The organism is Massilia sp. YIM B02443 (assembly GCF_030411955.1).
Taxonomy (GTDB): domain Bacteria; phylum Pseudomonadota; class Gammaproteobacteria; order Burkholderiales; family Burkholderiaceae_D; genus Telluria.
This window is the reverse complement of record NZ_JASNRA010000004.1, coordinates 240243-261943: the sequence shown is the minus strand read 5'-3', so window position 1 is coordinate 261943 and position 21701 is coordinate 240243. Positions and strand designations below refer to the sequence as shown.

Annotated in this window: 20 protein-coding genes; 9 read left to right on the top strand and 11 right to left on the bottom strand. The window is 68.6% G+C overall.

Annotated features, from left to right (window positions below; translation table 11 throughout):
* Positions 1–104 precede the first annotated feature (104 nt).
* From QPK27_RS06860 to QPK27_RS06840, 5 genes are all read right to left on the bottom strand, one after another.
* On the bottom strand, positions 105–1406 hold the full coding sequence (locus QPK27_RS06860) for a lipopolysaccharide assembly protein LapB (RefSeq protein WP_290417457.1): 1302 nt from the start codon (positions 1404–1406) through the stop codon (positions 105–107).
* A gap of 184 nt (positions 1407–1590) precedes the next feature.
* Positions 1591–3072, bottom strand: a complete 1482-nt coding sequence (locus QPK27_RS06855) for a glycoside hydrolase family 3 protein (RefSeq protein ID WP_290417456.1) — start codon at positions 3070–3072, stop codon at positions 1591–1593.
* Positions 3073–3090: 18 nt separating this feature from the next.
* Positions 3091–4119, bottom strand: a complete 1029-nt coding sequence (locus QPK27_RS06850) for an SIS domain-containing protein (protein ID WP_290417455.1) — start codon at positions 4117–4119, stop codon at positions 3091–3093.
* Positions 4116–5201 (bottom strand): N-acetylglucosamine-6-phosphate deacetylase, encoded by a 1086-nt coding sequence (nagA, locus tag QPK27_RS06845; RefSeq protein ID WP_290417454.1) that lies wholly within the window; start codon positions 5199–5201, stop codon positions 4116–4118. The genes QPK27_RS06850 and nagA overlap by 4 nt, the downstream gene beginning before the upstream one ends.
* Positions 5198–6076, bottom strand: a complete 879-nt coding sequence (locus QPK27_RS06840) for a BadF/BadG/BcrA/BcrD ATPase family protein (RefSeq protein ID WP_290417453.1) — start codon at positions 6074–6076, stop codon at positions 5198–5200. The genes nagA and QPK27_RS06840 overlap by 4 nt, the downstream gene beginning before the upstream one ends.
* A gap of 247 nt (positions 6077–6323) precedes the next feature.
* Between QPK27_RS06840 and QPK27_RS06835 the strand changes: the two genes are divergently transcribed.
* Positions 6324–8963, top strand: a complete 2640-nt coding sequence (locus QPK27_RS06835) for an ATP-binding protein (RefSeq protein ID WP_290417452.1) — start codon at positions 6324–6326, stop codon at positions 8961–8963.
* A gap of 9 nt (positions 8964–8972) precedes the next feature.
* Here QPK27_RS06835 and QPK27_RS06830 read toward each other — a convergent pair whose 3' ends face one another.
* Positions 8973–10301 carry a head GIN domain-containing protein gene (locus tag QPK27_RS06830; protein ID WP_290417451.1) on the bottom strand — a complete coding sequence of 443 codons (1329 nt, stop codon included), beginning with the start codon at positions 10299–10301 and terminating at the stop codon, positions 8973–8975.
* Positions 10302–10685: 384 nt separating this feature from the next.
* Between QPK27_RS06830 and QPK27_RS06825 the strand changes: the two genes are divergently transcribed.
* The 5 genes from QPK27_RS06825 to QPK27_RS06805 are packed head-to-tail and all read left to right on the top strand — an operon-like array spanning position 10686 to position 14459.
* Positions 10686–11195 (top strand): hypothetical protein, encoded by a 510-nt coding sequence (locus tag QPK27_RS06825; protein WP_290417450.1) that lies wholly within the window; start codon positions 10686–10688, stop codon positions 11193–11195.
* Positions 11196–11255: 60 nt separating this feature from the next.
* Complete coding sequence (locus QPK27_RS06820) at positions 11256–12911, top strand: ExeA family protein (RefSeq protein WP_290417449.1); 1656 nt, start codon at positions 11256–11258, stop codon at positions 12909–12911.
* Position 12912: 1 nt separating this feature from the next.
* Positions 12913–13665: a general secretion pathway protein GspB gene (locus tag QPK27_RS06815; protein WP_290417448.1), complete on the top strand. Its 753-nt coding sequence runs from the start codon at positions 12913–12915 to the stop codon at positions 13663–13665.
* Entirely contained in the window at positions 13652–14236 is a 585-nt protein-coding gene (gene mobB / locus QPK27_RS06810; protein WP_290417447.1) for a molybdopterin-guanine dinucleotide biosynthesis protein B, read from the top strand. The genes QPK27_RS06815 and mobB overlap by 14 nt, the downstream gene beginning before the upstream one ends.
* Before the next feature lie 22 nt (positions 14237–14258).
* Positions 14259–14459 carry a YjfB family protein gene (locus tag QPK27_RS06805; protein ID WP_290417446.1) on the top strand — a complete coding sequence of 67 codons (201 nt, stop codon included), beginning with the start codon at positions 14259–14261 and terminating at the stop codon, positions 14457–14459.
* Positions 14460–14583: 124 nt separating this feature from the next.
* Here QPK27_RS06805 and QPK27_RS06800 read toward each other — a convergent pair whose 3' ends face one another.
* The 3 genes from QPK27_RS06800 to fumC form a co-directional block, all read right to left on the bottom strand.
* Positions 14584–14868: a DUF883 family protein gene (locus QPK27_RS06800; RefSeq protein WP_290417445.1), complete on the bottom strand. Its 285-nt coding sequence runs from the start codon at positions 14866–14868 to the stop codon at positions 14584–14586.
* Between the two features lie 159 nt (positions 14869–15027).
* The gene (locus QPK27_RS06795; RefSeq protein ID WP_290417444.1) at positions 15028–15240 is read right to left on the bottom strand and encodes an RNA-binding S4 domain-containing protein; all 213 of its coding nucleotides are present in this window, start codon (positions 15238–15240) and stop codon (positions 15028–15030) included.
* 99 nt (positions 15241–15339) lie between these two features.
* A complete protein-coding gene (gene fumC, locus QPK27_RS06790; RefSeq protein WP_290417443.1) occupies positions 15340–16734 on the bottom strand; it encodes a class II fumarate hydratase in 1395 nt (464 codons plus the stop codon).
* 133 nt (positions 16735–16867) lie between these two features.
* Between fumC and QPK27_RS06785 the strand changes: the two genes are divergently transcribed.
* Complete coding sequence (locus QPK27_RS06785) at positions 16868–18010, top strand: hypothetical protein (RefSeq protein WP_290417442.1); 1143 nt, start codon at positions 16868–16870, stop codon at positions 18008–18010.
* 350 nt (positions 18011–18360) lie between these two features.
* Here QPK27_RS06785 and QPK27_RS06780 read toward each other — a convergent pair whose 3' ends face one another.
* On the bottom strand, positions 18361–18642 hold the full coding sequence (locus QPK27_RS06780) for a flagellar protein FliT (protein ID WP_290417441.1): 282 nt from the start codon (positions 18640–18642) through the stop codon (positions 18361–18363).
* Between the two features lie 86 nt (positions 18643–18728).
* Positions 18729–18917: a hypothetical protein gene (locus QPK27_RS06775; RefSeq protein WP_290417440.1), complete on the bottom strand. Its 189-nt coding sequence runs from the start codon at positions 18915–18917 to the stop codon at positions 18729–18731.
* Here QPK27_RS06775 and QPK27_RS06770 point away from each other — a divergent pair.
* On the top strand, positions 18895–20961 hold the full coding sequence (locus QPK27_RS06770) for a M13 family metallopeptidase (RefSeq protein WP_290417439.1): 2067 nt from the start codon (positions 18895–18897) through the stop codon (positions 20959–20961). The two genes, QPK27_RS06775 and QPK27_RS06770, sit on opposite strands and share 23 nt — an antisense overlap.
* Positions 20962–21038: 77 nt before the next feature.
* The gene (locus tag QPK27_RS06765; RefSeq protein ID WP_290417438.1) at positions 21039–21653 is read left to right on the top strand and encodes a bifunctional 2-polyprenyl-6-hydroxyphenol methylase/3-demethylubiquinol 3-O-methyltransferase UbiG; all 615 of its coding nucleotides are present in this window, start codon (positions 21039–21041) and stop codon (positions 21651–21653) included.
* Positions 21654–21701 lie beyond the last annotated feature (48 nt).

Genomic DNA, 21701 nt, shown 5'->3' with positions numbered 1-21701 from the left:
ATCGCAATCAAACCCATCAATAGCTTACGGTGACAGCGCCAGAAAAAAAGCGGGCCGGGCACAAAGCCCGGCCCGCCTTCGCGGGTCGTGGTGAACCGAAAGACTTACTTGGCCGCGGTCTGGGCGCCGCCACGCTGCTGTTGCTGCAGCAGCAGGATCCAGTACTTGGCCAGGTCGCCGGCGCCGCCGCCGCCCTTGACGGTCTGGAAGGTGGCGATCGCTTCGGCGTTCTTGCCGGCGCGCGCCTGCGCCATGCCCAGGCGCAGCTTGGCTTCTTCGGCGTTCTTCAGGCCGCCCTTGGCGATACCCTGCTGGATGAAGCCGACGCCCTTGTCGGCCTGGTCCATGGTGGCGTAGGCCCAGCCCAGGTTGACCAGGCCGGCGCCGGTCTTGGCCTTGGCGGCCGAGGCTTCGCCGGCGGCGATGTTCTTGGCGTCGTCGGCAGCGCCCTTGTTGGCCTTGTCGCGCAGGGCGGTGTGCGCCTTGGTACTCAGCACGCCTGCGGCGAAGCCGGCGTCCAGCGCCTTTTTCGCTTCGGCCGGGAAGCCGTCGCGCAGCGCCAGTTCGGCCAGGTCGACGTATTCCTGCGCTTCGAGCTTCTTGACCGCGGCCAGTTCCAGGCGCAGGTAGTTGATCGCGTTGGTGTTGTTGTCGAAGCCAGGTTTACGCGCCACGCCGCGGTTGATCACGTCGACCCAGATCTCGTCGCTCGGGTAGTTGGCAGCCAGTTTTTCCAGCGCCACCAGGTAAGCGGCATCATCCTTCTGCTTGATGGCGGACGAGGCCAGCAGGCGCAGGTCTTCCTCGGACGGGGTGCGGCCTGCCTTTTCGGCGGCTTCGATCGACGGCAGCAGCAGCGCCTTGGCGCCGGCATTATCGCCGCTCAGGTAGTAGGCGCGCACCAGCGAGCCCTGCACCTTTTCCGGGGTGCTGCTTTCTTTCTGATAGCGCTTGAACCACTCGATCGCCTTCGGATAATCCTTGGCGTTGTAGTGCATATTGGCCAGCGCTTCGATGAAGTTGGTCTGCTCGGCCGGGGTCAGGCGGCCCGAGTTGATCACCGCTTCCAGGGCCGGCATCGCGATCGCGTTGTTGTTGGTGGTCGAACCGAGCGACAGTTTCATGCGGTTGAGCACGTAGTCTTCGTATGGCGTGCGGTTCGGCACGGCTTCGGCCTGGGTCACGCGGTTCTGCACTTCGGTGTAGTTCTTGGCATCCATCAGCGCCTTGATCGCTGCAGGATCGAGCAGCTTGAACAGCTCGGGACGCACGGTATCGGCCGGCGCCGCGGCGGCTGCCGGAGCGGCGGCCTTGTCCTGGGCGTGGGCGGTCGTCATCAGGAGCGGGGTGCTCAGACCAACGGCGGCCAGCATCAGGCCAAGACGGGCAAGACGGAATTGGGACATTGGGTATCCTTCAATCAAGACAAAAATTAGACGAAATGCGCTTTCGCCAATATAGCAAAAATGCCAATCTCGGACAAAACGTGCATTGTCCCATAAATCGGCCAGAATCTGGCTGCGCCAATTGTGCCGCAGAGCTGGCACGGACGCTCGCGCCGTTACATCGCGTTACCGCCGGGCCAGGCCGTCAGTCGAAGCCCGGCACCGGGCAGCGGCCGTCGGCGTCGATCTCGCCCGCCAGCCAGTCCAGCGCGGCCTCCAGCGCGGGCGGCGCGAAACCGTAGGTCAGCAGCGCGGGCGAGGGGAAGTCGAGCGCCTGGTATGGGTTCCACAGCGCCAGGTGCAGGTCGGGCCGCCAGGTCGCGCGTGCACGTTCGCCATAGCGGCGGCGCGAGGTCGAGGCCAGGATCGTGAAGCGGCCGTCCTGCGGCAGGCTGTGCCAGTCGAAGCTTTCGGCGTCGGCGAAGGTGACCAGCTCGACGTCGTACAGCCTCCCCAATGCGGCGGCGATGGCGGCCGCCGGCACGCCGGCTTCCGATACGCCATCGCTGACCACGTCGGCGCGCGCCACCAGCCGCACCCGGCTGCCGCGCGCGGGCCGCTGCGGATCACGCAGGGCAGTGAGGCCGGCGCGCCAGGCGCGCGCCATCAGGGCGCGGTCGTCCTGCTCGACCGCATAGGCGACCGCGCCGGCCGGGTGCAGGTCGGCCAGCCGGCCGAGGCGCGCCAAACGTTCCTCGACCTGCGCCAGCGGCAGCACGCCGTCGCGGATCGCCGCCGCGATCGCGTGCACGGTTTCCAGCTGGGTCTCGCGCGCGCCGATCGCCATCACCATGTCGGCGCCCGCCACCAGCGCATTCACCGCGGCCTGGCCGGCGCCGTAGCGGTGGGCGATGGCGTGCATGTCCATGCCGTCGGTGATGATCACGCCCTCGTAGTTGAATCCGTCACGCAGGATGCCGCTCAGGATCGCGTGCGACATGGTGGCCGGGTTGACCGGGTCGAGCGCCGGGTACACGATGTGGGCGGTCATCACCGCGGGGGCCTGGCCGGCGGCGATGCGAAATGGCGCGAACTCGAAGCGTTCCAGTTCCTCGAGCGGCTTGTCGACGGTGGGCAGGTCGCGGTGCGAATCGACGTGGGTGTCGCCGTGACCGGGGAAGTGCTTGACGCAGCAGGCCACACCTTCGCTTGCGCTGCCTGCCATCCAGGCCATCGCAATGCGCGTGGCTTGCGCCGGATCCGCGCCGAACGAGCGCTCGGCGATGACCGGGTTGTGCGGGTTGTTGTTCAGGTCCAGCACCGGCGCGAAGTTCCAGTTGAAGCCGAGCGAGCGCACGGCGCGCGCCACCGCCGCGCCGACTTCGCGCGCGAGCATCGCGTCGTCGGCCGCGCCCAGCGCCATCGCGCTCGGCGGCGCCGGCACCCAGGTCGCGCGCACCACGGCGCCGCCTTCCTGGTCGAGTGCGATCAGGGCTTGCCGTCCCAGCGCGTCCTTGAGCCGGCCGGTGAAGCGCGTCAGCTGCGCCGCGTCCACCATGTTCTGGCGGAACAGGCAGGCGCCGCGGATGCGGTGCGCGCGCAGGAAGGCGTCGGTCTCGGCATCGAGTTCGGTGCCGAACAGGCGCACCATCATCAGCTGGCCGGCCAGGTCCAGGTAGTCGTTCATCGCTGTGCTCAACTTTATTCAGTTGGTCCTGGTGACCTTGCTCAGGTGGCGCGGACGATCGGGATCGAGGCCGCGCGCCCTGGACAGGTGCGCCGCCATCACGTAGAAGGCCTGCACCGCGGCGATCGGATCGAGGTCGGGAATGCGTGCGGTCGGCAAGGTGAGATCACGGCTGGCGATATCGCCCGGCGCGGCCAGCAGCACGCGCGCACCGCGCCCGCGCATCTCGTCGGCCAGCGCCACCAGCGATGCCTGGGCCGGGCCGCGGGTGGCGAAGATCAAGAGCGGATAGCCATCGTCGATCAGCGCCATCGGGCCGTGCTTGATCTCGGCGCCGGAAAACGCTTCCGCCTGCAGCGCCGAGGTTTCCTTGAATTTCAGCGCCGACTCCAGCGCCAGCGGGAAGCTGATGCCGCGGCCCACCACCATGATGTTGCGCGCCGGGGTCAGCACGTCGAGCGCGGCCGACCAGTCGGCCTGGGCGGCGGCAGCCAGCGACTCGGGCAGGGCGGCGATGCCGTCCTTCAGTTCGGCATCAATCTGCCACTCGGCTACCAGGCGCGCGCCGGCCACCAGACTGGCGATGAAGCTCTTGGTGGCGGCCACACTCTGTTCCTTGCCCGCATGCAGCGGCATGGTCCACTCGGCGGCGCGCGCCAGCGGCGAGTCGGCGTCGTTGACCAGGGCCACCGTGGTGGCGCCGCCGGCGCGGAAGTACTCGATCGGCTCCACCACGTCCGGGCTCTGGCCCGACTGCGAGATCGACACCGCCAGCGTGTCGGCCGTCTTCAGCGGCGATTTATAGAGCGTGATCAGGGACATCGGCAGCGACGTCACCAGGCGTCCCATGCGCGCCATGATCAGGTAGGCCAGGTAGTTCGACGCGTGGTCCGAGCTGCCGCGCGCCACCGTCACCGCGCTGTGCGGATTGGCCGCGCGCAGCGTCGCGCCCAGCGCCGCGTAGCGGTCGGCGTCCTGGGCCAGCTGGGCGGCCACGCAGTCGGCGGCGCTCAGGGCTTCCTGCAGCATCAGCGAGGTGGGGGTCATACCATTTCTCCTTCGATGTAGACGGCCTTGATCTGCAAGTCGCGGTCCAGCACCACGAAATCGGCGTGGCAGCCCGGCGCCAGGCGTCCGCGCGTGGTTTCGCCCAGATAGTCTGCGGCGTTGGTCGAGACGCGCCGGCTGGCGTCTTCCAGCGACAGTCCAATTTGCACCAGATTGCGCAGCGCCTGGTCCATGGTCAGCGTGCTGCCGGCCAGGCCGCCGTCGGCCAGGCGCACCCCGCCCATGCACTTGTACACGACCTGGCGGCCCAGCATGTATTCGCCGTCCGGCATGCCGGCGGCGGCGGTGGAATCGGTGACGCAGAACAGCTTCGGGATGCAGCGCAGCGCGGTCTTGATCGCGCCCGGATGCACGTGCAGCAGGTCGGGGATGATCTCGGCGTATTCGGCGTGCGCCAGCGCGGCGCCGACCATGCCGGGATCGCGGTGGTGCAGGCCGGGCATGGCGTTGAACAGGTGGGTGAAGCCGGCCGCGCCGTGCGCCAGCGCGGCGACGCCGACCTCGTAGTCGCCGCTGGTGTGGCCGACCTGGACCCGGATGCCGGCGTCGGCAAGTATCCGCACCAGTTCCATGTGGCCGTCGATCTCGGGCGCCACCGTGATCAGTTTCATCGGCGCCTGGGCGTCGAAGCGCTTGACTTCGTCCAGGCTGGCTTCGCGCGCGAACGGCGGCTGGGCGCCCAGCTTGCCGGAATTGATGTACGGCCCTTCCAGGTGCACGCCCAGGATGCGCGCCTCGCCCTTGCCGCGTGCGCGGCAGGCGGCGCCGATCCCCGCCAGCGCGCGTTCGATGTCTTCCAGCGGCGCGGTCATGGTGGTCGCCAGCAGGCTGGTGGTGCCATGTTTGGCGTGCAGGGCGGCGATCGCGTGTGGGGCGTCGCCGCCTTCCATCATGTCGCGTCCGGCGCCGCCGTGCACGTGGACGTCGATGAAGCCGGGCAGGATGTAGTCGTCGTCGTTGGCCGTCGGATCGGCGCGCACGCCGTCGATGCTGACCACGCGCGCAGCGTGGCGCAAGGTGCCGCGCACCCAGCCGCCGGGAGTGAGGATGTTGCCGTTCATAGAGTGTGTTCCTTGAGGTGGGCTGCAATCATGCGCAGCGCGCCGTGGGCCGAGTCGCCATGCGCCGGGCTGCAGCGCGCCAGCGTGTCGGCCGGCAGGTACAGGCGCAGGGTTTCGCCCAGGCCGCCGCACAGGGACAGCGGCAGGGCGCCGTCGGGGTCGAGCGCGTGCGCGATCTCGGACGCTTCGCGGCCCGCGTGCTCGAGGATGGCGCGCGCGGTGGCGTCGGTCGATCCGTACTCCACCACGAAGCGCGCCAGGCTGGCGTATTCGGTCTGCGATGCTCTTCCGAGCCAGACCTGGAGCGCGTCGCGGTTGCCGCCGCAGGCTTCGATCACGGCGCGCGCAAACGCGCCGCCTTCGGTGCGGCCGTCGAGCACGTGCTCGATGTGGTTCAGCGCGCGCAGGCCCATCCAGGCGCCGCTGGCTTCGTCGCCGGCCGGGAAGCCCCAGCCGCCGACCTCGATGCGGCGCCCATCCGGCAGCAGGACTTCGCCGACGCTGCCGGTGCCGATGGCGACGATGGCGCCGGGCCGGCCGTTGTGGGCGCCCATCAGGGTGGTGAAGGCGTCGGTGTCGAGCAGCGCCGCCGCGTAACCGTGCTCAAAGGCGCGGAAGGCGGCGGCCCAGTCCTTGTTGTGCACCCCAGCCAGGCCGAGGCCGATGGCGCACTCGGACTTCGGGATGGCGTCGATGCCGATGCTCGCAAACGCTTGCGCGACGGCGCCGTCGACGGTGTTCCAGGCGCGCTCGACGCCATGGCGCAGGGCCGAAGGGCCGCCCAGGCTGCTCGCCAGTTCGGTGCCGTCGCGGCGCGCCAGGCGCACGCGGGTCTTGGTGCCGCCGCCGTCGACGCCGATGAGATAGTGGATCATGAACCGGTGATGGTAGAGATGGAAATGGGCTGCAAAGGGTCAGCGCACTATAGGCAGGCGTTTCCGGTGTGTCAACAGGTATTTGATTGGTATGCTTTTTGACGCGATTGGTATGCTCTGTGGCCAGGGCGCGATGATGCCCCGGGCAGCACGCCAGTGCCCCGCGGCAGTGGCGCTGGCAAAGTGTTATCGTTCGCACCTGCCACGTCCGCGCACCGCGCGGCGGCAGTCGAGCGAACGATCATCCATGTTTATTGCATCAACCCGGCAGGAGCCGCAGCCCGAACACGAGCCCCAACCGCAGCTGGCCTTCGCCGCCGGCGGCGGCGACATGGGCGCGCTGCTGCGCTCTTTCGACTGGGGCGCGACCCCGCTCGGCCCACTCGATGGCTGGCCGCAGTCGCTGCGCACGGCGGTCAGCATCCTGCTCGGCGCGCGCCACCCGATGTACGTGGCCTGGGGCCCGCAGCTGCACCTGCTGTACAACGACGGCTACCGCCAGCTGCTGGGCGCGCGCGCCGCCCATCCCGAGCGCATCCTGGGCCAGCCGTTCCGCGTGGTCTGGGCCGAGGCCTGGGACCAGGTGCGCCCGGCGCTGGACGACGCCCAGCGCGGCGTGCCGACCTACGCCGAAGACCGCGCCTTCACGGTCGAGCGCAACGGCTACCCCGAGACCATGTACGCCACCTTTTCGTCGAGCCCGATCCGCGACGAGTCGGGCGCCGTGGCCGGGGTGCTGTGCGTCTGTTCCGAAACCACGTCGAAGGTGGTGTCGCAGCGCGAGCGCGACGCCGCGCTGGCCGAACTGGCGACCAGCAACGAGAAGCTGACGCAGGCCGCCGACGCCGCCGAATTCGGCCTGTTCGACCACACGCTGCCGCGGAAGGGCATCGCCTGGAATGCGCGCGCCCGCGAGCACTTCGGCATCCCGGCCGAAGGCCCGGTGACGAGCGAGATGATCGAGCGCGCCCTGCATCCGGACGACCGCGAACGCGTGCTGGCGGCGGTGCGCGCGCTGGTGGCGGCGCCCGCGGGCGAGCAGCGCTATCAGGACGAATACCGCACCGTCGGCCTGGAAGACGGGCGCGAACGCTGGATCCTGGCGCGCGGCCGGGTGCTGCCGGGCGCCGACGGCCGCCCGGCGCGGCTGGTGGGCACCACCATGGACATCAGCGGTCATAAACAGGCCGAGGGCAGCGCCCGCGCCAGCGCGCGAGAGGCGCTGGCGGCGGCCGAACATCTGCGCCTGCTGGACGCGATCGGCGAAGCGACGCGCGTGGCGCACGACCCGGCCACCATCATGGGCGAAGCGACGCGCCTGCTGGGCCGGCAGATGGGCGTCACGCGCGTAGCCTATGCCGACCTGGAACCCGACAACGACCGCTTCACGATCCGCCACGACTGGACCGCGCCGGGCGCGGCCAGCACGGTGGGCGTGTATTCGCTCGACCTGTTCGGCGCGCGTGCGCGCACTGCCATGCGCGAGGGCCGCACGCTCCTGATCGACGACGTCGACGCCGAACTGGGCGAGGCCGACGGCGCCGCCATGTTCAACCGCATCGGCGTCAAGGCCATCGTCTGCTGTCCGCTGGTGAAGGGCGGGCGGCTGGTGGCGATGATGGCGGTGCACCAGGACGCGCCGCGGCGCTGGGCGCGGGGCGAGGTGGCGCTGGTGGAGGCGGTGGTGGAGCGCTGCTGGGCCCACATCGAACGGGTGCGCGGGGCCGAGGCGCTGCGCGACGCCGACCGCCGCAAGTCCGAGTTCCTGGCCACGCTGGCGCACGAACTGCGCAATCCGCTGGCGCCGATCCGCAACGGGCTGGAACTGATGCGCATGCAGTCCGCCGCCAATCTGGCAGGCCGCCCCGCCAATCCGGCGCTGGTCGACAACGTGCGCGCCATGATGGAGCGCCAGGTGAATCACATGGTCCATCTGGTCAACGACCTGCTCGATATCGCGCGCGTATCGAGCGGCAAGCTGGTGCTGCAGATGCGCCAGGTGGACCTGCGCGAGGCGATCGCCACCGCGGTCGAGACCAGCCGCCCGCTGATCGACGCCAACGGCCACCGGCTCGAGGTCGATGTGCCCGACCTGGTGCTGGAGGTCGAGGCCGACCCGGTGCGCATCAGCCAGGTGGTCAGCAACCTGCTGTCGAATGCGGCCAAGTACACGCCGCACGGCGGGCGCATCGTGCTGGCGGCGCGTATCGAAGGGGAGACGCTGGCGATCTCGGTGCAGGATAACGGCATCGGCATCGGCGCCGAATCGCTGGGCGCGGTGTTCGATATGTTCACCCAGGTCGAGCGCAGCCTGACCCGCTCCAACGGCGGGCTGGGGATCGGGCTGTCGCTGGTGCGGCGCCTGGTCGAGCTGCACGGCGGCAGCGTGCTGGCGGCGAGCGACGGCGTGGGACGGGGCAGCACCTTCACCGTGCGCCTGCCGCTGGTGGCCGCCACGCCGGCCGCGCCGGACGCGGCGCACGTCGACGCCGTTCCGGCACGGAAGCAGTCGGGCCGCCGCCTGCGCGTGCTGGTGGCCGACGACAACGCCGACGCCGCCCATACGCTGGCGGCGCTGCTGGAGATCGCGGGACACGAGACGCGCGTGGTGCACGACGGCGTCGCCGCGCTGGCGGTGGCGTCGCAGTTCGATCCGCAACTGGTGTTCCTCGACATCGGCATGCCGCGCCTGGACGGCTACGAGACGGCGCGCCGCCTGCGTGCTTCGCCCGAGATTGGCGGGGCAATGCTGGTGGCGCTGACCGGCTGGGGCGCCGAGGAAGACCGGGCGCGCTCGCGTGCGGCCGGGTTCGACCGCCACCTGCTCAAGCCGGCCTTGCCGGCCGACGTCGAGGCGGTGCTGGCCGAGGCGCTGGCGCGCGCCTGAGCCGGGCGATTATTGCGGTGCGTGGCGGCTGCCGTTGCGGTCCACCAGCAGCAGCTGGCCGCCGGCGGGCGCGCCGCCGGTCAGGTTCACCCTGGCGCTGCCCGGACCGCTGACCGCGATGTCGGCGCGCTCCGCGTTCAGGTCGCGGCCCTCAAGCGAACCGGAACCGCTCACGCGCGCCCGCACCAGCCCCACGCGGCCCTGCACCTTGGCGCCGCCCGGACCATTGGCATTGAGCAGCAGGCGCTTGCCGTCGAGCGTGGCTTTCAGCCCGCCCGAGCCGCTCATGTGGGCCTCGAGCGTGTCGCCAACCATCCCCAGCACCACGTCGCCGGGACCGTTGCTCTTGACCACGGCGCTGCTCACGCGCAGGGCGTCGCCTTCGAGCTCGCCCGAGCCGCCCAGTTCCGCCTGCAGCTTGCCGACCGTGCCGCCCAGCCTGGCATTGCCCGGACCCTTCATGCGCAACACCGCCTCGCGCGCCTGCATGCCCGGGGCCTGCAGCCCGCCCGAGCCGGTGATCTGGCTATCGAGCCTGGCGATCGGGCCGCCGATGCAGGCGTCGCCGGGTCCGCTCTGGACCGTGTTGACCAGTTCGCCGGACAGCTCGCAGGCATCAAGGTTGCCCGAACCGGTCATCCTGGCCTGGATCTGGCGGCTGCTGCCGGCCAGCTTGACGTCGCCCGGGCCGCTCAGTTGCGCGTCCAGGCGCGCCAGGCGCAAGCCGTCCGCATCGAGGTCGCCCGAGCCGCTGACCCTGGCGCGCAGGTCGTTGCCGATATGCGCCAGCCGCACGTCGCCCGGCCCCGACATGGTCAGGTCGACATTGGTGGCGCGCACCCGGCGCAGGTCGGCGTCGCCGCTGCCGCTCGCGGTCAGCGTCAGGTCGCGCACCGCGCCGCTGGCGCGCAGGTCGCCCGGACCAGTGACGCCGAGCGTGAAGCGCTCGCCATTGATGCCGTCGAGCGTGACGTCGCCGCTGCCGGACGCGCGCAGGCTGGCCAGCTGCGGCGCGCCGATGCTGATCGTGACGCGCTCGGGACGCTTGCCGAAATCGAAATGAAAGCCGACCCGCGAGAGCGGCCGCACCACCAGCGTGCCGTCCTGCACCAGGACCTCGATCTGCTCCAGTTGCGCGCGCCCGCCGGTGAGCGTCACGCCGGCGCCGCTGCCGGCGCGCACCGCGACGTCGAACGGGCCGCTCAGTTCGATCGCGCTGAAGGCGCCGACGCTGCGCTGCTCGGTGATCGCGGCGGCGCTCGGCTCGGCGTGGACGGCGCCGGCGGCGAGCAGGGCGGCGGCGATGGCGGGAAGGGCGCGGTTCAGGACGATATGCATGGCAATTCGATGTCGCTCTCAAGTGGATCGGAGACTGGACGATAAGACAAGGGAAGGCGCCGTGCATGGCGAAACCGCTGGAACGACGATTCGGCGGGATCAACTGCATCCAGCCGCGACAGGATGCGTGGATGACGAACGTACCACACGGCCACCAAGCGCTTTGACAGGCAGACAAGGGCTTGGCTGCATGGTGTGGCTCGACCACAACAGCACCGTTGCGGATGCGGCTGCGTGACGGCGCCAAGGCCTGCGCAAGCCCTCCGGAGCTGACCGTATGGCGCGCCAGGGTGTCATAATGACGGGATCGTTTTGGGAGAGATTTGGGTGATTCGCCAACCGGACCCGCGTACGCCGCAGGTCGCACCAGCGCAACCAGGCAGGATGTCCAGCAACGGACCATGGGTCCGGGCCGGCCTGCGCGCGCTTGGCCTCGCGGTGTGCGGGGTGGGCATGGCGGCGGCCCTGGCCAGCTTCCCGGCGCAGGCCGCGCCGTCGACCTTCGGCCCGGTGATCGGCAGCGCGCTGCTGTGCCGCGGCGAATTGAACAACGCCTATTTTTACCAGTACCTGACCCGGTCCTTCGGCCCGTCCTACAAGCGCGAGGGCGGCGCCTGGTGGTTCCGCATCGACGCCACGCTGTGGGGCGCCCAGGTGAAAGAGGTGATGGTGAGCGACGACAGCAGCGAACTGGTATTCATCGCCGCCGTCACCGAGAGCAAGCCCGAGGAACTCGAAAAAGCGGTGCACGGCGCCGCCGGCACGGCGTTCCGGCCGGTCGATGGCTCGCGCTACCCTTTGCGCAAGTCCAACCCGGGCAGCACGATCGCGTACGCCAATGACAAAAGCAAAATATACTGCGCAAAGTTCAAACCGCAGCAGGCGGCCCGTTGACCGGTTCCGGGGTGTCGCCATTGCTAACGTCAGTGTCGTAACCCTTGCCGCATCAACCGCATGTACAACCACTATTTCCAGCTGAAGGCAGCACCGTTCTCGATCGCGCCCGATCCTCGCTACCTGTTCATGAGCGAGCGGCACCGCGAAGCGCTGGCGCACCTGCTGTACGGGATCGGCAGCGGCGGCGGCTTCGTCCTGCTCACCGGCGAGATCGGCGCCGGCAAGACCACCGTGTGCCGCTGCTTCATCGAGCAGGTGCCCGAGAACTGCCGCCTGGCCTACATCTTCAACCCCAAGCTGACGGTGGAGGAACTGCTGTTGACGGTGTGCGACGAGCTGCGCATCGAACTGCCGGCGGCAGGCAGCGCGCCCTTCGGCGTGAAGGGCTACGTGGATGCGATCAACCGCTACCTGCTGGAATCGCACGCGCAAGGCCTGAACAACGTGCTGGTGATCGATGAGGCGCAGAACCTGTCGCCCGAGGTGCTGGAGCAGCTGCGCTTGCTCACCAATCTCGAGACCAGCGAACGCAAGCTGCTGCAGATCATCCTGATCGGCCAGCCCGAATTGCGCACCATGCTGGCGCGGCCCGAACTGGAGCAGCTGGCGCAGCGCGTGATCGCGCGCTATCACCTGGGACCCTTGTCCGAGCCGGAGACCGGCGCCTACATCGGGCACCGGCTGGCGGTATCGGGCGCGGTCGGCACGCCGTTCCCGCCGCCGCTGGTGCCGCTGGTGCACCGGCTGACGCACGGCGTGCCGCGCCGCATCAACCTGCTGTGCGACCGCGCGCTGCTCGGCGCCTATGTCGAGAACAGCGCACAAGTCACGCGCCCGATCCTGCTGCGCGCGGCCGAGGAAGTGTTCGCGGGCGAGCCGGCGGCGCGCAATCCTGGGGCGCGCTGGCCGCTGATCGCGGGCGGGGCGCTGGCCGGGGTGGCGATCAGCGCCGCCGCCGCGTGGCAGATCATGCCGCATGAGAAGGCGCCGGCGGTGGCGCAGACTGGCGAGCAGCCGGCAGCGGCGAAAGTAGTGGCCGCCAATGCGGCTGCCCCTGCGAACGTCGCCAAGGCGGTCGCACCCGCCAAGCCTGGTGAGCGCGTGCCGGCCCAGGCCAGCGAGCATGGCGCGCTGCGCCGGCTGGCTGCCTTATGGGGCTCGGACTTCGCCAGCCTGGCCGGCGCCGACGTGAAATCGGTGTGCGACGCCGCGCTGCGCGCCAACCTGCGCTGCTACGCGGGCCGGGGCGGGTTGTACGAACTGCGCCTGCTCGACCGCCCGGCGGTGGTCACGCTGCACGACGGCGCGCGCACCGGCTACGCGCTGCTGCTGGCGCTCGATGCCGACAGCGTCACGCTGGAAGCCGACGGCCGGCGCCAGCGGGTCGGCATCCCGTCTTTCGTGGCCCGTTTCGGCGGCGAGTTCACCACCTTCTGGCGCGTGCCGCGCGCGTTTCGCGAGATGGTGGCGCTGGGCGACCGCGGCGCCGACGTCGACTGGCTGGCGCAGCGCCTGGCCGGTTTGACGTCCACCGGCGCGCCGCCGCTCGACCGGCCGTTCGACGCGGCGATGAAAGAGGGATTGCGCGCCTTCCAGGCAGCGCAGCAACTGAAGGCGGACGGCGTGGCCGGACCGCACACCTACATGCGTCTCAACCAGCTCTCCGGCGTGGCCGAACCGCGCCTGCTGGCGGCCGGCGGGACGGGAAAATAATATGTCGTACATCCTCGAAGCATTGAAGAAGGCCCAGGCCGAGCGCCAGCTGGGAAGCGCACCGACGATCCACGCGCCGGCGCAGTCGTATGCGGCGGCGGCGCCGGCGCAGGGGGCCGGACGGCGCTATGCGGCGGTCGGCGCAGGCACGGGCGTGCTGGTGGCACTGGCTGTGGTGTGGTGGACGCGCCAGGGTGGCGAGCAGGCGCCGGCGCCGGCGGTGGTGGCCCAGGCGCCCGCGCCGATCACGACTCCCGCGCCAGCCGCCGCGCCGCCGGCGCCTGCGCCCGCACCGGCACCCACGCCGGCGCCCGCCGCCGCACCTGCTGCCGCTGCACCCGCGCCGGCATCCGCGCCGTCTCCGGTGGTGAAGGAAGCCGCGCCGACGCGGCCGGCCGTTGTTGCCGAACCTGCGCCCGAACCTGCGCCGCCGGTGAAGGCACGCGAGGCGGCGCCGGCACGGGTGGCGGATGCGCCGCCCGCACCGGTGGCCGCGCCGGCCGCGGTCCAGGCGCCGGCCGAAGACACTGTGCGCACCCTGCAGCAGTTGCCCGAGGCGATCCAGCGCGAGATCCCGAAGGTGGCTTTCGGCGGCTACATCTATTCGCCGGATCCGGCCGAGCGCCTGCTGTTGGTCGACAAGATGCTGCGCCGCGAGGGCGAGGAAGTGGCGCCCGGCCTGGTGCTCGAACGCTTGCTGCCGAAAGCGGCCGTCATGAATTACCGAGGGTACCGTTATCGTGTCGCATACTGAAGTCGCAGGTGAAGTCGTCGCCAAGGAAATCGGCAGGGTGCTGGCCATCGTCGGCTGGTCGGGCAGCGGCAAGACCACGCTGCTGGAAAAACTGGTGGCGCGCCTGGCCGGCGCCGGGCTGCGCGTGAACATCGTCAAGCACAGTCACCATGACATCGAACTCGAGCCGCCGCGCAAGGACAGTGCGCGCCTGCGCCTGGCCGGGGCTGCCGAGGTGATGATCGCGTCGCCGTACCGCACCGCGATCATGCGCGAGCTGCGCGGCGAAACCGAACCGTCGCTGGCCGAACACCTGCAACGCCTGTCGCCGGCCGATCTGACGCTGGTGGAGGGCTACAAGTGGGAAGCGCTGCCCAAATTGGAGGTGTATCGCCCGGAGGTGGGCAAGCCGGCGCTGTATCCGGAGGACGAGCATATCGTCGGCGTGGTGTCGGACGTGGCGCGTCCCGATGACGCGGGCGCCGGGGTGGCTTGGCTCGATCTGAACGACCCGGACGGGGTGGTCGACTGGCTGCACGGCTGGTTACGGAACAACCCTCAAGTTCTGGTCGGCACAGCCGTTAACAAGTGATCAGCCTTGTCAGGAGACCACGATGGATGTCACGAATATCGCCAAACTCGCCACCAGCATGGCCGAAACGGGCAACCGCCAGGAAGTCGGCCTGGCCGTCCTGAAGCGCGCGCAGGATATCGAAAAGGCGTCGGCGACGCAGCTGATCGAGTCGCTGGCCGCGGTGCCGCAGGCCCAGAGCCTGCCGGCGCACCTGGGGAATACGATCAATACGAAGGCGTAACGACGCCGGGTGTCAGCCGCAAAAAAACGTCATTCCGCGTTCCCGGGAATGACGTTTTTTGCGTGAGTCGTAACGCGATGCGCCATAAGGCATGCACTGACGACGACGTCTTGATGACAGCGGCTCAGTGAAACGCGCGCAGGATACGCTCTTCGCCGGTGCGGTCCAGGAAGCGTTCGTTGGCGGCGCGGGTGGCGGCCATCATGCGCTCGAGCTGGGCGTCCTCGAAGCGGGCCAGTTCCTCATTGGCCGCTTCCAGCGCCAGCGACAGCTTGGCGCGCGCGTTCTGGTACATCGCGCTGGAGTAGTGGTCGGTGTTCTTGAGCAGTTCTTCCGCGTTCTCGATCACGAGACGCAGGTCGCCAATCAGCTGTTCCTGCGATTGTGCGTGGTGTTCCGGGGTTTCCATTGCCTTCACCTCTAAGCCGTTAGATGACGTCTTAAAATATAAACAAGGAAGCCCCGCTCTGTTTGTTAGTGCGCAAACATAAGCCGCCGCTTTTCATGCTCCGGCGGCCGGCCTGTCGGCCCGCTGCTTTATTGCACTATCCGCACTATCGCCGCATCCTTACTGCACGCTGATGCGGATGTCGCCGACCGAGACGGTCTGGCCACTGCGGATCTTGGCGGTCTTGCGAAGCTCCTGTTTACCATCGACCGACACCACGCCGCTGGCGACCATGTTCTTGCCGGCGCCGCCGCTGTCGACCAGTCCAACCAGCTTCATCAACTGGTTGAGCTCGACGTATTCTGATGTCAAATCGAAAACTATTTTTTGCATTCTATCCTCGGGGTGGTGAAGGCGGCGTACGATTCACGAGGCCGCTTGACGGACGGGCGTGGCACGCCCGCCGTCCTGGTGATGCGCAGCCGGATGCCCTCACGCCGGATCGGGCCGGGTCATGTCGATCGGGACGATCCACTGCTGGAACTGCTGCTCGTCGACGAAGCCGCTCTGCAGGGCGGCCTGGCGCAGGGTCAGGCCGTCGGTAGAGGCCTTCTTGGCGATCTGCGCGGCGCGATCATACCCGATGTGCGGCGCCAGTGCGGTCACCAGCATCAGCGATTTTTCCATCAGCTCGCCGATCCGCTCCCGGTTCGGCTCGATGCCCTTGGCGCAGTGCTCGTCGAACGAGCGCATGCCGTCGGCCAGCAGGCGCGCGCTTTGCAGGAAGTTATGCGCGATCATCGGCTTGAACACGTTCAGTTCGAAGTTGCCCTGCGAGCCGCCGACGGTGATCGCGACGTCGTTGCCGAACACCTGGCAGCACAGCATGGTCAGCGCCTCGCACTGGGTCGGATTGACCTTGCCCGGCATGATCGAGCTGCCCGGCTCGTTCTCCGGGATGGTGATCTCGCCCAGGCCCGAACGCGGGCCGGACGCCATCCAGCGCACGTCGTTGGCGATTTTCATCAAGGCCGTGGCCAGGGTCTTGAAGGCGCCGTGGGCCGCGACCATGGCGTCGTGCCCGGCCAGCGCCATGAACTTGTTGGGCGCGCTTTTGAACGTCAGGCCGGTGCGCGAGCCCAGCTCGGCCGCGATGCGCGGGGCGAATTCGGGATGCGCGTTCAGGCCCGTGCCCACCGCCGTGCCGCCGGCCGCCAGCATCAGCAGGCCCGGCAGCGAAGCGCGGATGGCCTGCTCGGAATATTCGAGCTGGGCCACGTAGCCGGAGAACTCCTGGCCGAGCGTGAGCGGGGTGGCGTCCTGCAGGTGGGTGCGGCCGATCTTGACGATCGGCTCGAAATCGCGCGACTTGATGGTCAGCGTGGCGCGCAGCTGGGCCAGCGCCGGCAGCACTTCCTTGGCCACGGCCCAGGCGGCGGCCACGTGCATGGCGGTGGGGAAGATGTCGTTCGACGACTGGCCCATGTTGACGTGGTCGTTCGGGTGCAGCAGGCGCCCTTCGCCGCGCTCGCCGCCGAGCAGCTCTGAACCGCGGTTGGCCAGCACTTCGTTCATGTTCATATTGCTCTGGGTGCCGGAGCCGGTCTGCCACACGGCGAGCGGGAATTCATCCGGATGGCGGCCCTCGAGCACCTCGTCGGCGGCGCGGATGATGGCGTCGGCTTTATCCGAGGGCAGCTTGCCGAGCGAGCGGTTGACGGCGGCGGCGGCGCGCTTGACCTGGGCCAGCGCGCCGACCAGCTCGGGCGCCATGCGCTCGCTCGAGATGTGGAAGTGGTGCAGGGAGCGCTGGGTCTGCGCGCCCCACAGGCGGTCGCCCGGCACCTCGATCGGGCCGAAGCTGTCCTTCTCAATCCTGTGTTCCATAAACGGTTCCTGTGTTTGACAGCAAGGGTGGAAAGTCGAAAGTCGCGGCTGTGATTAAAGAGTTTATCGCAATGTCCGTTAATTACGCTCGGGCTACTCCTTTTCGTCTCTTTTGTCTTTGTATCGTCTTTCCATGGCCAGGCGGCTTTCATCTTTCCTTACCTGTGCGCTGCTGGCGGGCGCCGCCGGATCTGCCGGCGCTGCCGAACTGGGCGACGCGCGCGTCGCTTCCTACATCGGCCAGCCGCTGGTCGCCGACATCGAACTGACGATGCTGGACAACCCGGCCGGCGCGGTCGAGGCGCGCCTGGCGCAGCCGAACGTCTACCGCGGCGGCGGGCTCGGCATGCCGCACGTGCTGTCGACCCTGACCATGTCTGTGATGCGGCGCGACGGCCGCCAGTTCCTGCACGTGACGTCGCTGGCTCCGGTTGAATCAAGCCGCCTGCATTTGTACCTCGAGCTGTTCGACGGCGGCCAGCGCAACGTGCGCCTGGTGACGCTGTCGCTGGCGCCGGACCCGAATCCGGCGCCGCGTCCGGCGCCGGTCGCGCCCGCTCCTGTCGTGCCGGTGGCGCCCGTCGTGGAGCCGCAACCGGTCAAGGCCGCGCCGGCGCGCCCTAAGCCGGTCCCGCGTCCGGTGCTGGCGAAAGCGCCGAAACCCGAGTCGAAGCCGAAACCCGAACCGAAGCCGGAACCTGTGCCGGAGCCGAAAGCGGCGCCAAAGCCCGAGCCGAAGCCCGAGCCGAAGCCCGAACCGAAGCATGAACCCAAGGCGGCGCCGCCCGCACTGCCGATCGCCGCGCCGCCGGCAGCCGCCACCTGCGCGCCAGCCGCGCCAGGCCAACCCTCGGTATGCGCTGCGCTCGACGTCAAGAATGCGCAGCTGCGCCAGCAGATCGGCGAGCTGGAAGACAAGGTCAGAGTGCTGCAGGTGGCGATGGGCGCCAGGCCGTCCGAGGTGCTTGGCCCGAAACCGGCCGCACCCAAGGCGCATCCGATCCGCAAGAAACCGGAGCCTGCGCCCGAGGCGCAGTCCGAAACGCCATGGGGCTGGATCGGCGCCGGCGTGACCGCGCTGCTGGCGCTTGCCGGGGCCGTGATTGTGGTGCTGCGCAGGCGCGCGAGAACGCCTGCGCTGAGGCCGGTCGGCGAGCCGCAGATACCCATGATGGATCGTCTGCGCCAGCGATTCGCGCGCAAGAAGGCAGCGCCTGCGGTGGTCGAGCCACAGCTGGAAGAGGGGGCGCACAACTTGTCTACACAAGACCAATAATTACGCTATACTTGACCCGTGGTCGACGTGATCACGGACGGCGCAGGGTCTGGCGCAGCCACCACCGATAGCGTGGCGCGGAAAGCAGACAACCGTTGATGAAACGCCTGTGTCCGGAAGCAGTCCACCAGCCAGCTGCGGCGGTGGACGCCGGAAGCAACCGGCAAGAGGCGACGCCAGGAGATACCTGGGGTTCGCTCTCTCCATATTCAGCCACGGAGCCTTTGGCTCGGTGGCACTCAAAGCGCCTGCGGGCGCTTTTTCTTTTTCCGGTTCCTGTTTGCCTCGGCACGAAAGCGGCAGGCAAAACAAAAGGCGCCCGCAGGCGCCTTGGTTCGATCGCTTGTCGATCAGTGCGCGTGCAGCGCGCGGTCGAGCTGGCCGTCGAACGGTTCGGTGATGTCGCGGATCGCGCGGTCGTTGGCCATCAGCTGCTTGAGCAGGTCGATCTTGCGCAGGCGCTTGGCGCCGTCCAGCGCCGGCACGCCGCCTGCGGCGGAGCGCGCCTCGACCTTGGCTTCGATGTTCAGCTGTTCGAAGTCGCTCCAGTTGCCGGCCTTGGCGGCTTGCGCCATCTGGCCCGTCAGGCCGGCCAGGTTTTCGTACATCGCGAGGACTTCGTTTGCGTTCATGTTGTTATGCCATCAATAAATCTACGGCCGGATTCCCGGTTGTCTGAATCATTTACGGATGCAGTTGGGGGAACTTTAGGGTTTTTTCAAAAAATATTCAAAATATTTTCGGGCCGTGCCATAACGACCATCGCACGCGGCGCGAACTTGCCTATTCCACCACGAATCCGTGCGAAGCCGATAAGATGGCAACTTGCGTTGGCGCCGACCCGCGCCGAACGCCACGAACCGACAAAAGACTGAAAGGACACCATGAAATCGAGCTGGACACCCATCAAGGCCGCCATCGTCCTGGCATTGTGCGCGGCCCAGGCCGCAGTGCCGGCGCTGGCCGCAGGGCAGGCACAGGCGCAGTCGAGCGCGGCGCCTGCCAAGTCGGCCGCCGCTGCCATCTTGCCGGGCGACGACTTCTTCAGCTGGGCCAACCACGACTGGCTGGACAAGACCGAGATCCCGGCCGACCGCGGTTCGTGGGGCGCGATGGCAGCCCTGGCCGACGACAACAATGCCCGCATCATCGAACTGATCGAGGCCGCCGGCGCCAACAATAAAGCCGATGCCGAGGCGCGCAAGGCGGCCGACTTCTACAAAGCCTGGATGAACGAAGCAGCAATCGACGCCGCCGGCCTCAAGCCGCTGCAGCCGCGCCTGGACCGGATCGCCGCCATCAAGGACCGCGCCACGCTGTCGCGCGTGCTGGGCGAGTCGCTGCGCGCCGACGTCGACCCGCTGAACTACACCAACTTCAGCACGCCGAATCTGTTTGGCGTGTGGATCAACCAGGGCTTGAGCGAGCCGAACGTCAACCTGCCTTACCTGCTGCAGGGCGGCCTCGGCCTGCCGGACCGCGCCTATTACCTCGACGCCAGCCCGCGCATGGCCGAGCTGCGCACCCGCTACCAGGACTACATTGCCGCCATGCTCAAGCTGGGCGGTCATGACAATGCCGAACAGCGTGCCGCTAGGGTGTTCGCGCTGGAACTGAAACTGGCGCAAAGCCACGCCACGCGCGAAGAGTCGGCCGACATCCAGAAGGCCAACAACGTCTGGCGCGCAAAAGACTTCGCGGCCAGGGCGCCGGGCATGGACTGGACCGCCTTCCTGCATGGCGCGCGCCTGGGCAAGCAGGACCGCTTCATGGTCTACCACCCGGGCGCGCTCCGCGGCGCAGCGGCCGAAGTGGCCGCCACCGACCTGGCGACCTGGAAGGATTACCTGGCCTTCAACGCCCTGAACCAGTACGCCGACACGCTGCCGAAGGCCTTCGCCGAACTGCGCTTCGAGTTCTACGGCAAGGTGCTGGCCGGCACGCCGCAGCAGTCGCCACGCGCCAAGCGTGCCCTGGGCGCGACCACGGCCGGCGTGCCGGATGCGGTCGGCAAAATGTACGTGAGCAGCTACTTCCCGGCCGAGAGCAAGCGCCAGGTGCAGCGCATGGTGTCCGACATCAAGAGCGCCTTCGAACGCCGCATCGACAAGCTGGAGTGGATGGCGCCGTCGACGCGTGACCATGCCAAGGAAAAAGTGCGCACCATGTACGTCGGCATCGGCTACCCGGACACGTGGGCGTCGTATGGCGGCCTGCAGGTATCGCCGACCGACGCACTGGGCAATGTGCTGCGTGCCCAGGAATTCCGCTACCAGAACGAGCTGGCCAAGCTGAACCAGCGCCCGGTGCGCGCGGCCTGGGCCATGCCGCCGCACGTGGTCAACGCCCTCAACCTGCCGATGCAGAACGCATTGAACTTCCCGGCCGCGATCCTGCAGGCGCCGTTCTTCGACCCGAAGGCGTCGGACGCCGCCAACTACGGCGCGATCGGCGCCGTGATCGGCCACGAGATCAGTCACAGTTTCGACGACATGGGCGCCCAGTTCGACGCCCAGGGCCGCCTGCGCGACTGGTGGACCAAGGAAGACCTGGCGCACTTCCGCGCCGCCTCGCAAAAGCTGGTGGCGCAGTATTCGGCCTACAAGCCATTCGACGACCTGGCGCTGAATGGGCAATTGACGCTGAGCGAGAACCTGTCCGACCTGGCCGGCCTGGCCGCGGCCTACGACGCCTTCAAGCTGTCGCACGCCGCCAAGGATGCGAATGCCGGCGTCGCAGCCGACCGCGAGTTCTTCACCGGCTATGCGCGCGCCTGGCGCAGCAAGATGCGCGAGACCGCGCTGCGCCGCGTCGTGGTGACCGACGGCCACGCCCCGGCCCAGTACCGGACCTATACCGTGCGCAATCTGGACGCCTGGTACAAGGCCTTCGACGTGCAGCCGGGACAGGCGCTGTACCTGGCGCCGCAGGAGCGGGTGCGGATCTGGTAAGCCGCGCCTGACGCGAAAGACGGCGCCCGCTTGCGGGCGCCGCCCCACCTTGGGCGCTGCGCTGGCACAATGTCGGCATGGACCATGACGACATCACCCGGCGCACGCTCGCCCACTACAACCTGACCGCACAGGCCTTCTTCGCCGGCACGGTCGACCACGACGTCAGCCAGAACATCGACGCGCTGCTGGGCGCGATCGAGGCGCCGGCGCCGTACACCATTCTCGACCTCGGCTGCGGGCCGGGACGCGACCTCAAGACCTTCAGCGCGCTCGGCCACCGCGCTATCGGCGTCGACGGCAGCGAACGCTTCGTCGAGATGGCGCGCGCCTACAGCGGCTGTGAGGTATGGCAGCAGGATTTCCTGCAGCTCGACCTGCCTCCGGCGATTTTCGACGGCGTCTTCGCCAACGCCGTGCTGTTCCACGTGCCGAGCGCAGCCTTGCCGCAGGTGCTGGGGCGCCTGTTCGACACCCTGAAGCCGGGCGGCGTGTTGTTCAGCTCGAATCCGCGCGGGCACAACGAAGAAGGCTGGAACGGGCCGCGCTATGGCAGCTATTACGACTGGAACAGCTGGGAGCGCTTGGTGACGGCCGCCGGCTTCGGGGCGCTGCACCATTACTACCGTCCGCCCGGCTTGCCGCGCGATCAGCAGCCATGGCTGGCGAGCGTCTGGCGCAAGCCTGCATGAATCCTGTTTGTTAAGCGTCGTACAGAACCGCCTGGAAGTTACTACTAA

Excerpts from the sequence above, each read along its gene's own strand:
- QPK27_RS06820 (WP_290417449.1), top strand. The coding sequence starts at position 11,256 with ATGTACAACCACTATTTCCAGCTGAAGGCAGCACCGTTCTCGATCGCG.
- QPK27_RS06835 (WP_290417452.1), top strand. The coding sequence starts at position 6,324 with ATGTTTATTGCATCAACCCGGCAGGAGCCGCAGCCCGAACACGAGCCC.
- QPK27_RS06860 (WP_290417457.1), bottom strand. The coding sequence starts at position 1,406 with ATGTCCCAATTCCGTCTTGCCCGTCTTGGCCTGATGCTGGCCGCCGTT.
- fumC (WP_290417443.1), bottom strand. The coding sequence starts at position 16,734 with ATGGAACACAGGATTGAGAAGGACAGCTTCGGCCCGATCGAGGTGCCG.
- QPK27_RS06765 (WP_290417438.1), top strand. The coding sequence starts at position 21,039 with ATGGACCATGACGACATCACCCGGCGCACGCTCGCCCACTACAACCTG.
- QPK27_RS06850 (WP_290417455.1), bottom strand. The coding sequence starts at position 4,119 with ATGACCCCCACCTCGCTGATGCTGCAGGAAGCCCTGAGCGCCGCCGAC.
- QPK27_RS06775 (WP_290417440.1), bottom strand. The coding sequence starts at position 18,917 with ATGGGTGTCCAGCTCGATTTCATGGTGTCCTTTCAGTCTTTTGTCGGT.
- QPK27_RS06770 (WP_290417439.1), top strand. The coding sequence starts at position 18,895 with ATGAAATCGAGCTGGACACCCATCAAGGCCGCCATCGTCCTGGCATTG.
- QPK27_RS06780 (WP_290417441.1), bottom strand. The coding sequence starts at position 18,642 with ATGAACGCAAACGAAGTCCTCGCGATGTACGAAAACCTGGCCGGCCTG.
- QPK27_RS06800 (WP_290417445.1), bottom strand. The coding sequence starts at position 14,868 with ATGGAAACCCCGGAACACCACGCACAATCGCAGGAACAGCTGATTGGC.
- nagA (WP_290417454.1), bottom strand. The coding sequence starts at position 5,201 with ATGAACGGCAACATCCTCACTCCCGGCGGCTGGGTGCGCGGCACCTTG.
- QPK27_RS06825 (WP_290417450.1), top strand. The coding sequence starts at position 10,686 with ATGTCCAGCAACGGACCATGGGTCCGGGCCGGCCTGCGCGCGCTTGGC.
- QPK27_RS06785 (WP_290417442.1), top strand. The coding sequence starts at position 16,868 with ATGGCCAGGCGGCTTTCATCTTTCCTTACCTGTGCGCTGCTGGCGGGC.
- QPK27_RS06855 (WP_290417456.1), bottom strand. The coding sequence starts at position 3,072 with ATGAACGACTACCTGGACCTGGCCGGCCAGCTGATGATGGTGCGCCTG.
- QPK27_RS06795 (WP_290417444.1), bottom strand. The coding sequence starts at position 15,240 with ATGCAAAAAATAGTTTTCGATTTGACATCAGAATACGTCGAGCTCAAC.
- QPK27_RS06815 (WP_290417448.1), top strand. The coding sequence starts at position 12,913 with ATGTCGTACATCCTCGAAGCATTGAAGAAGGCCCAGGCCGAGCGCCAG.
- QPK27_RS06840 (WP_290417453.1), bottom strand. The coding sequence starts at position 6,076 with ATGATCCACTATCTCATCGGCGTCGACGGCGGCGGCACCAAGACCCGC.
- QPK27_RS06830 (WP_290417451.1), bottom strand. The coding sequence starts at position 10,301 with ATGCATATCGTCCTGAACCGCGCCCTTCCCGCCATCGCCGCCGCCCTG.
- QPK27_RS06805 (WP_290417446.1), top strand. The coding sequence starts at position 14,259 with ATGGATGTCACGAATATCGCCAAACTCGCCACCAGCATGGCCGAAACG.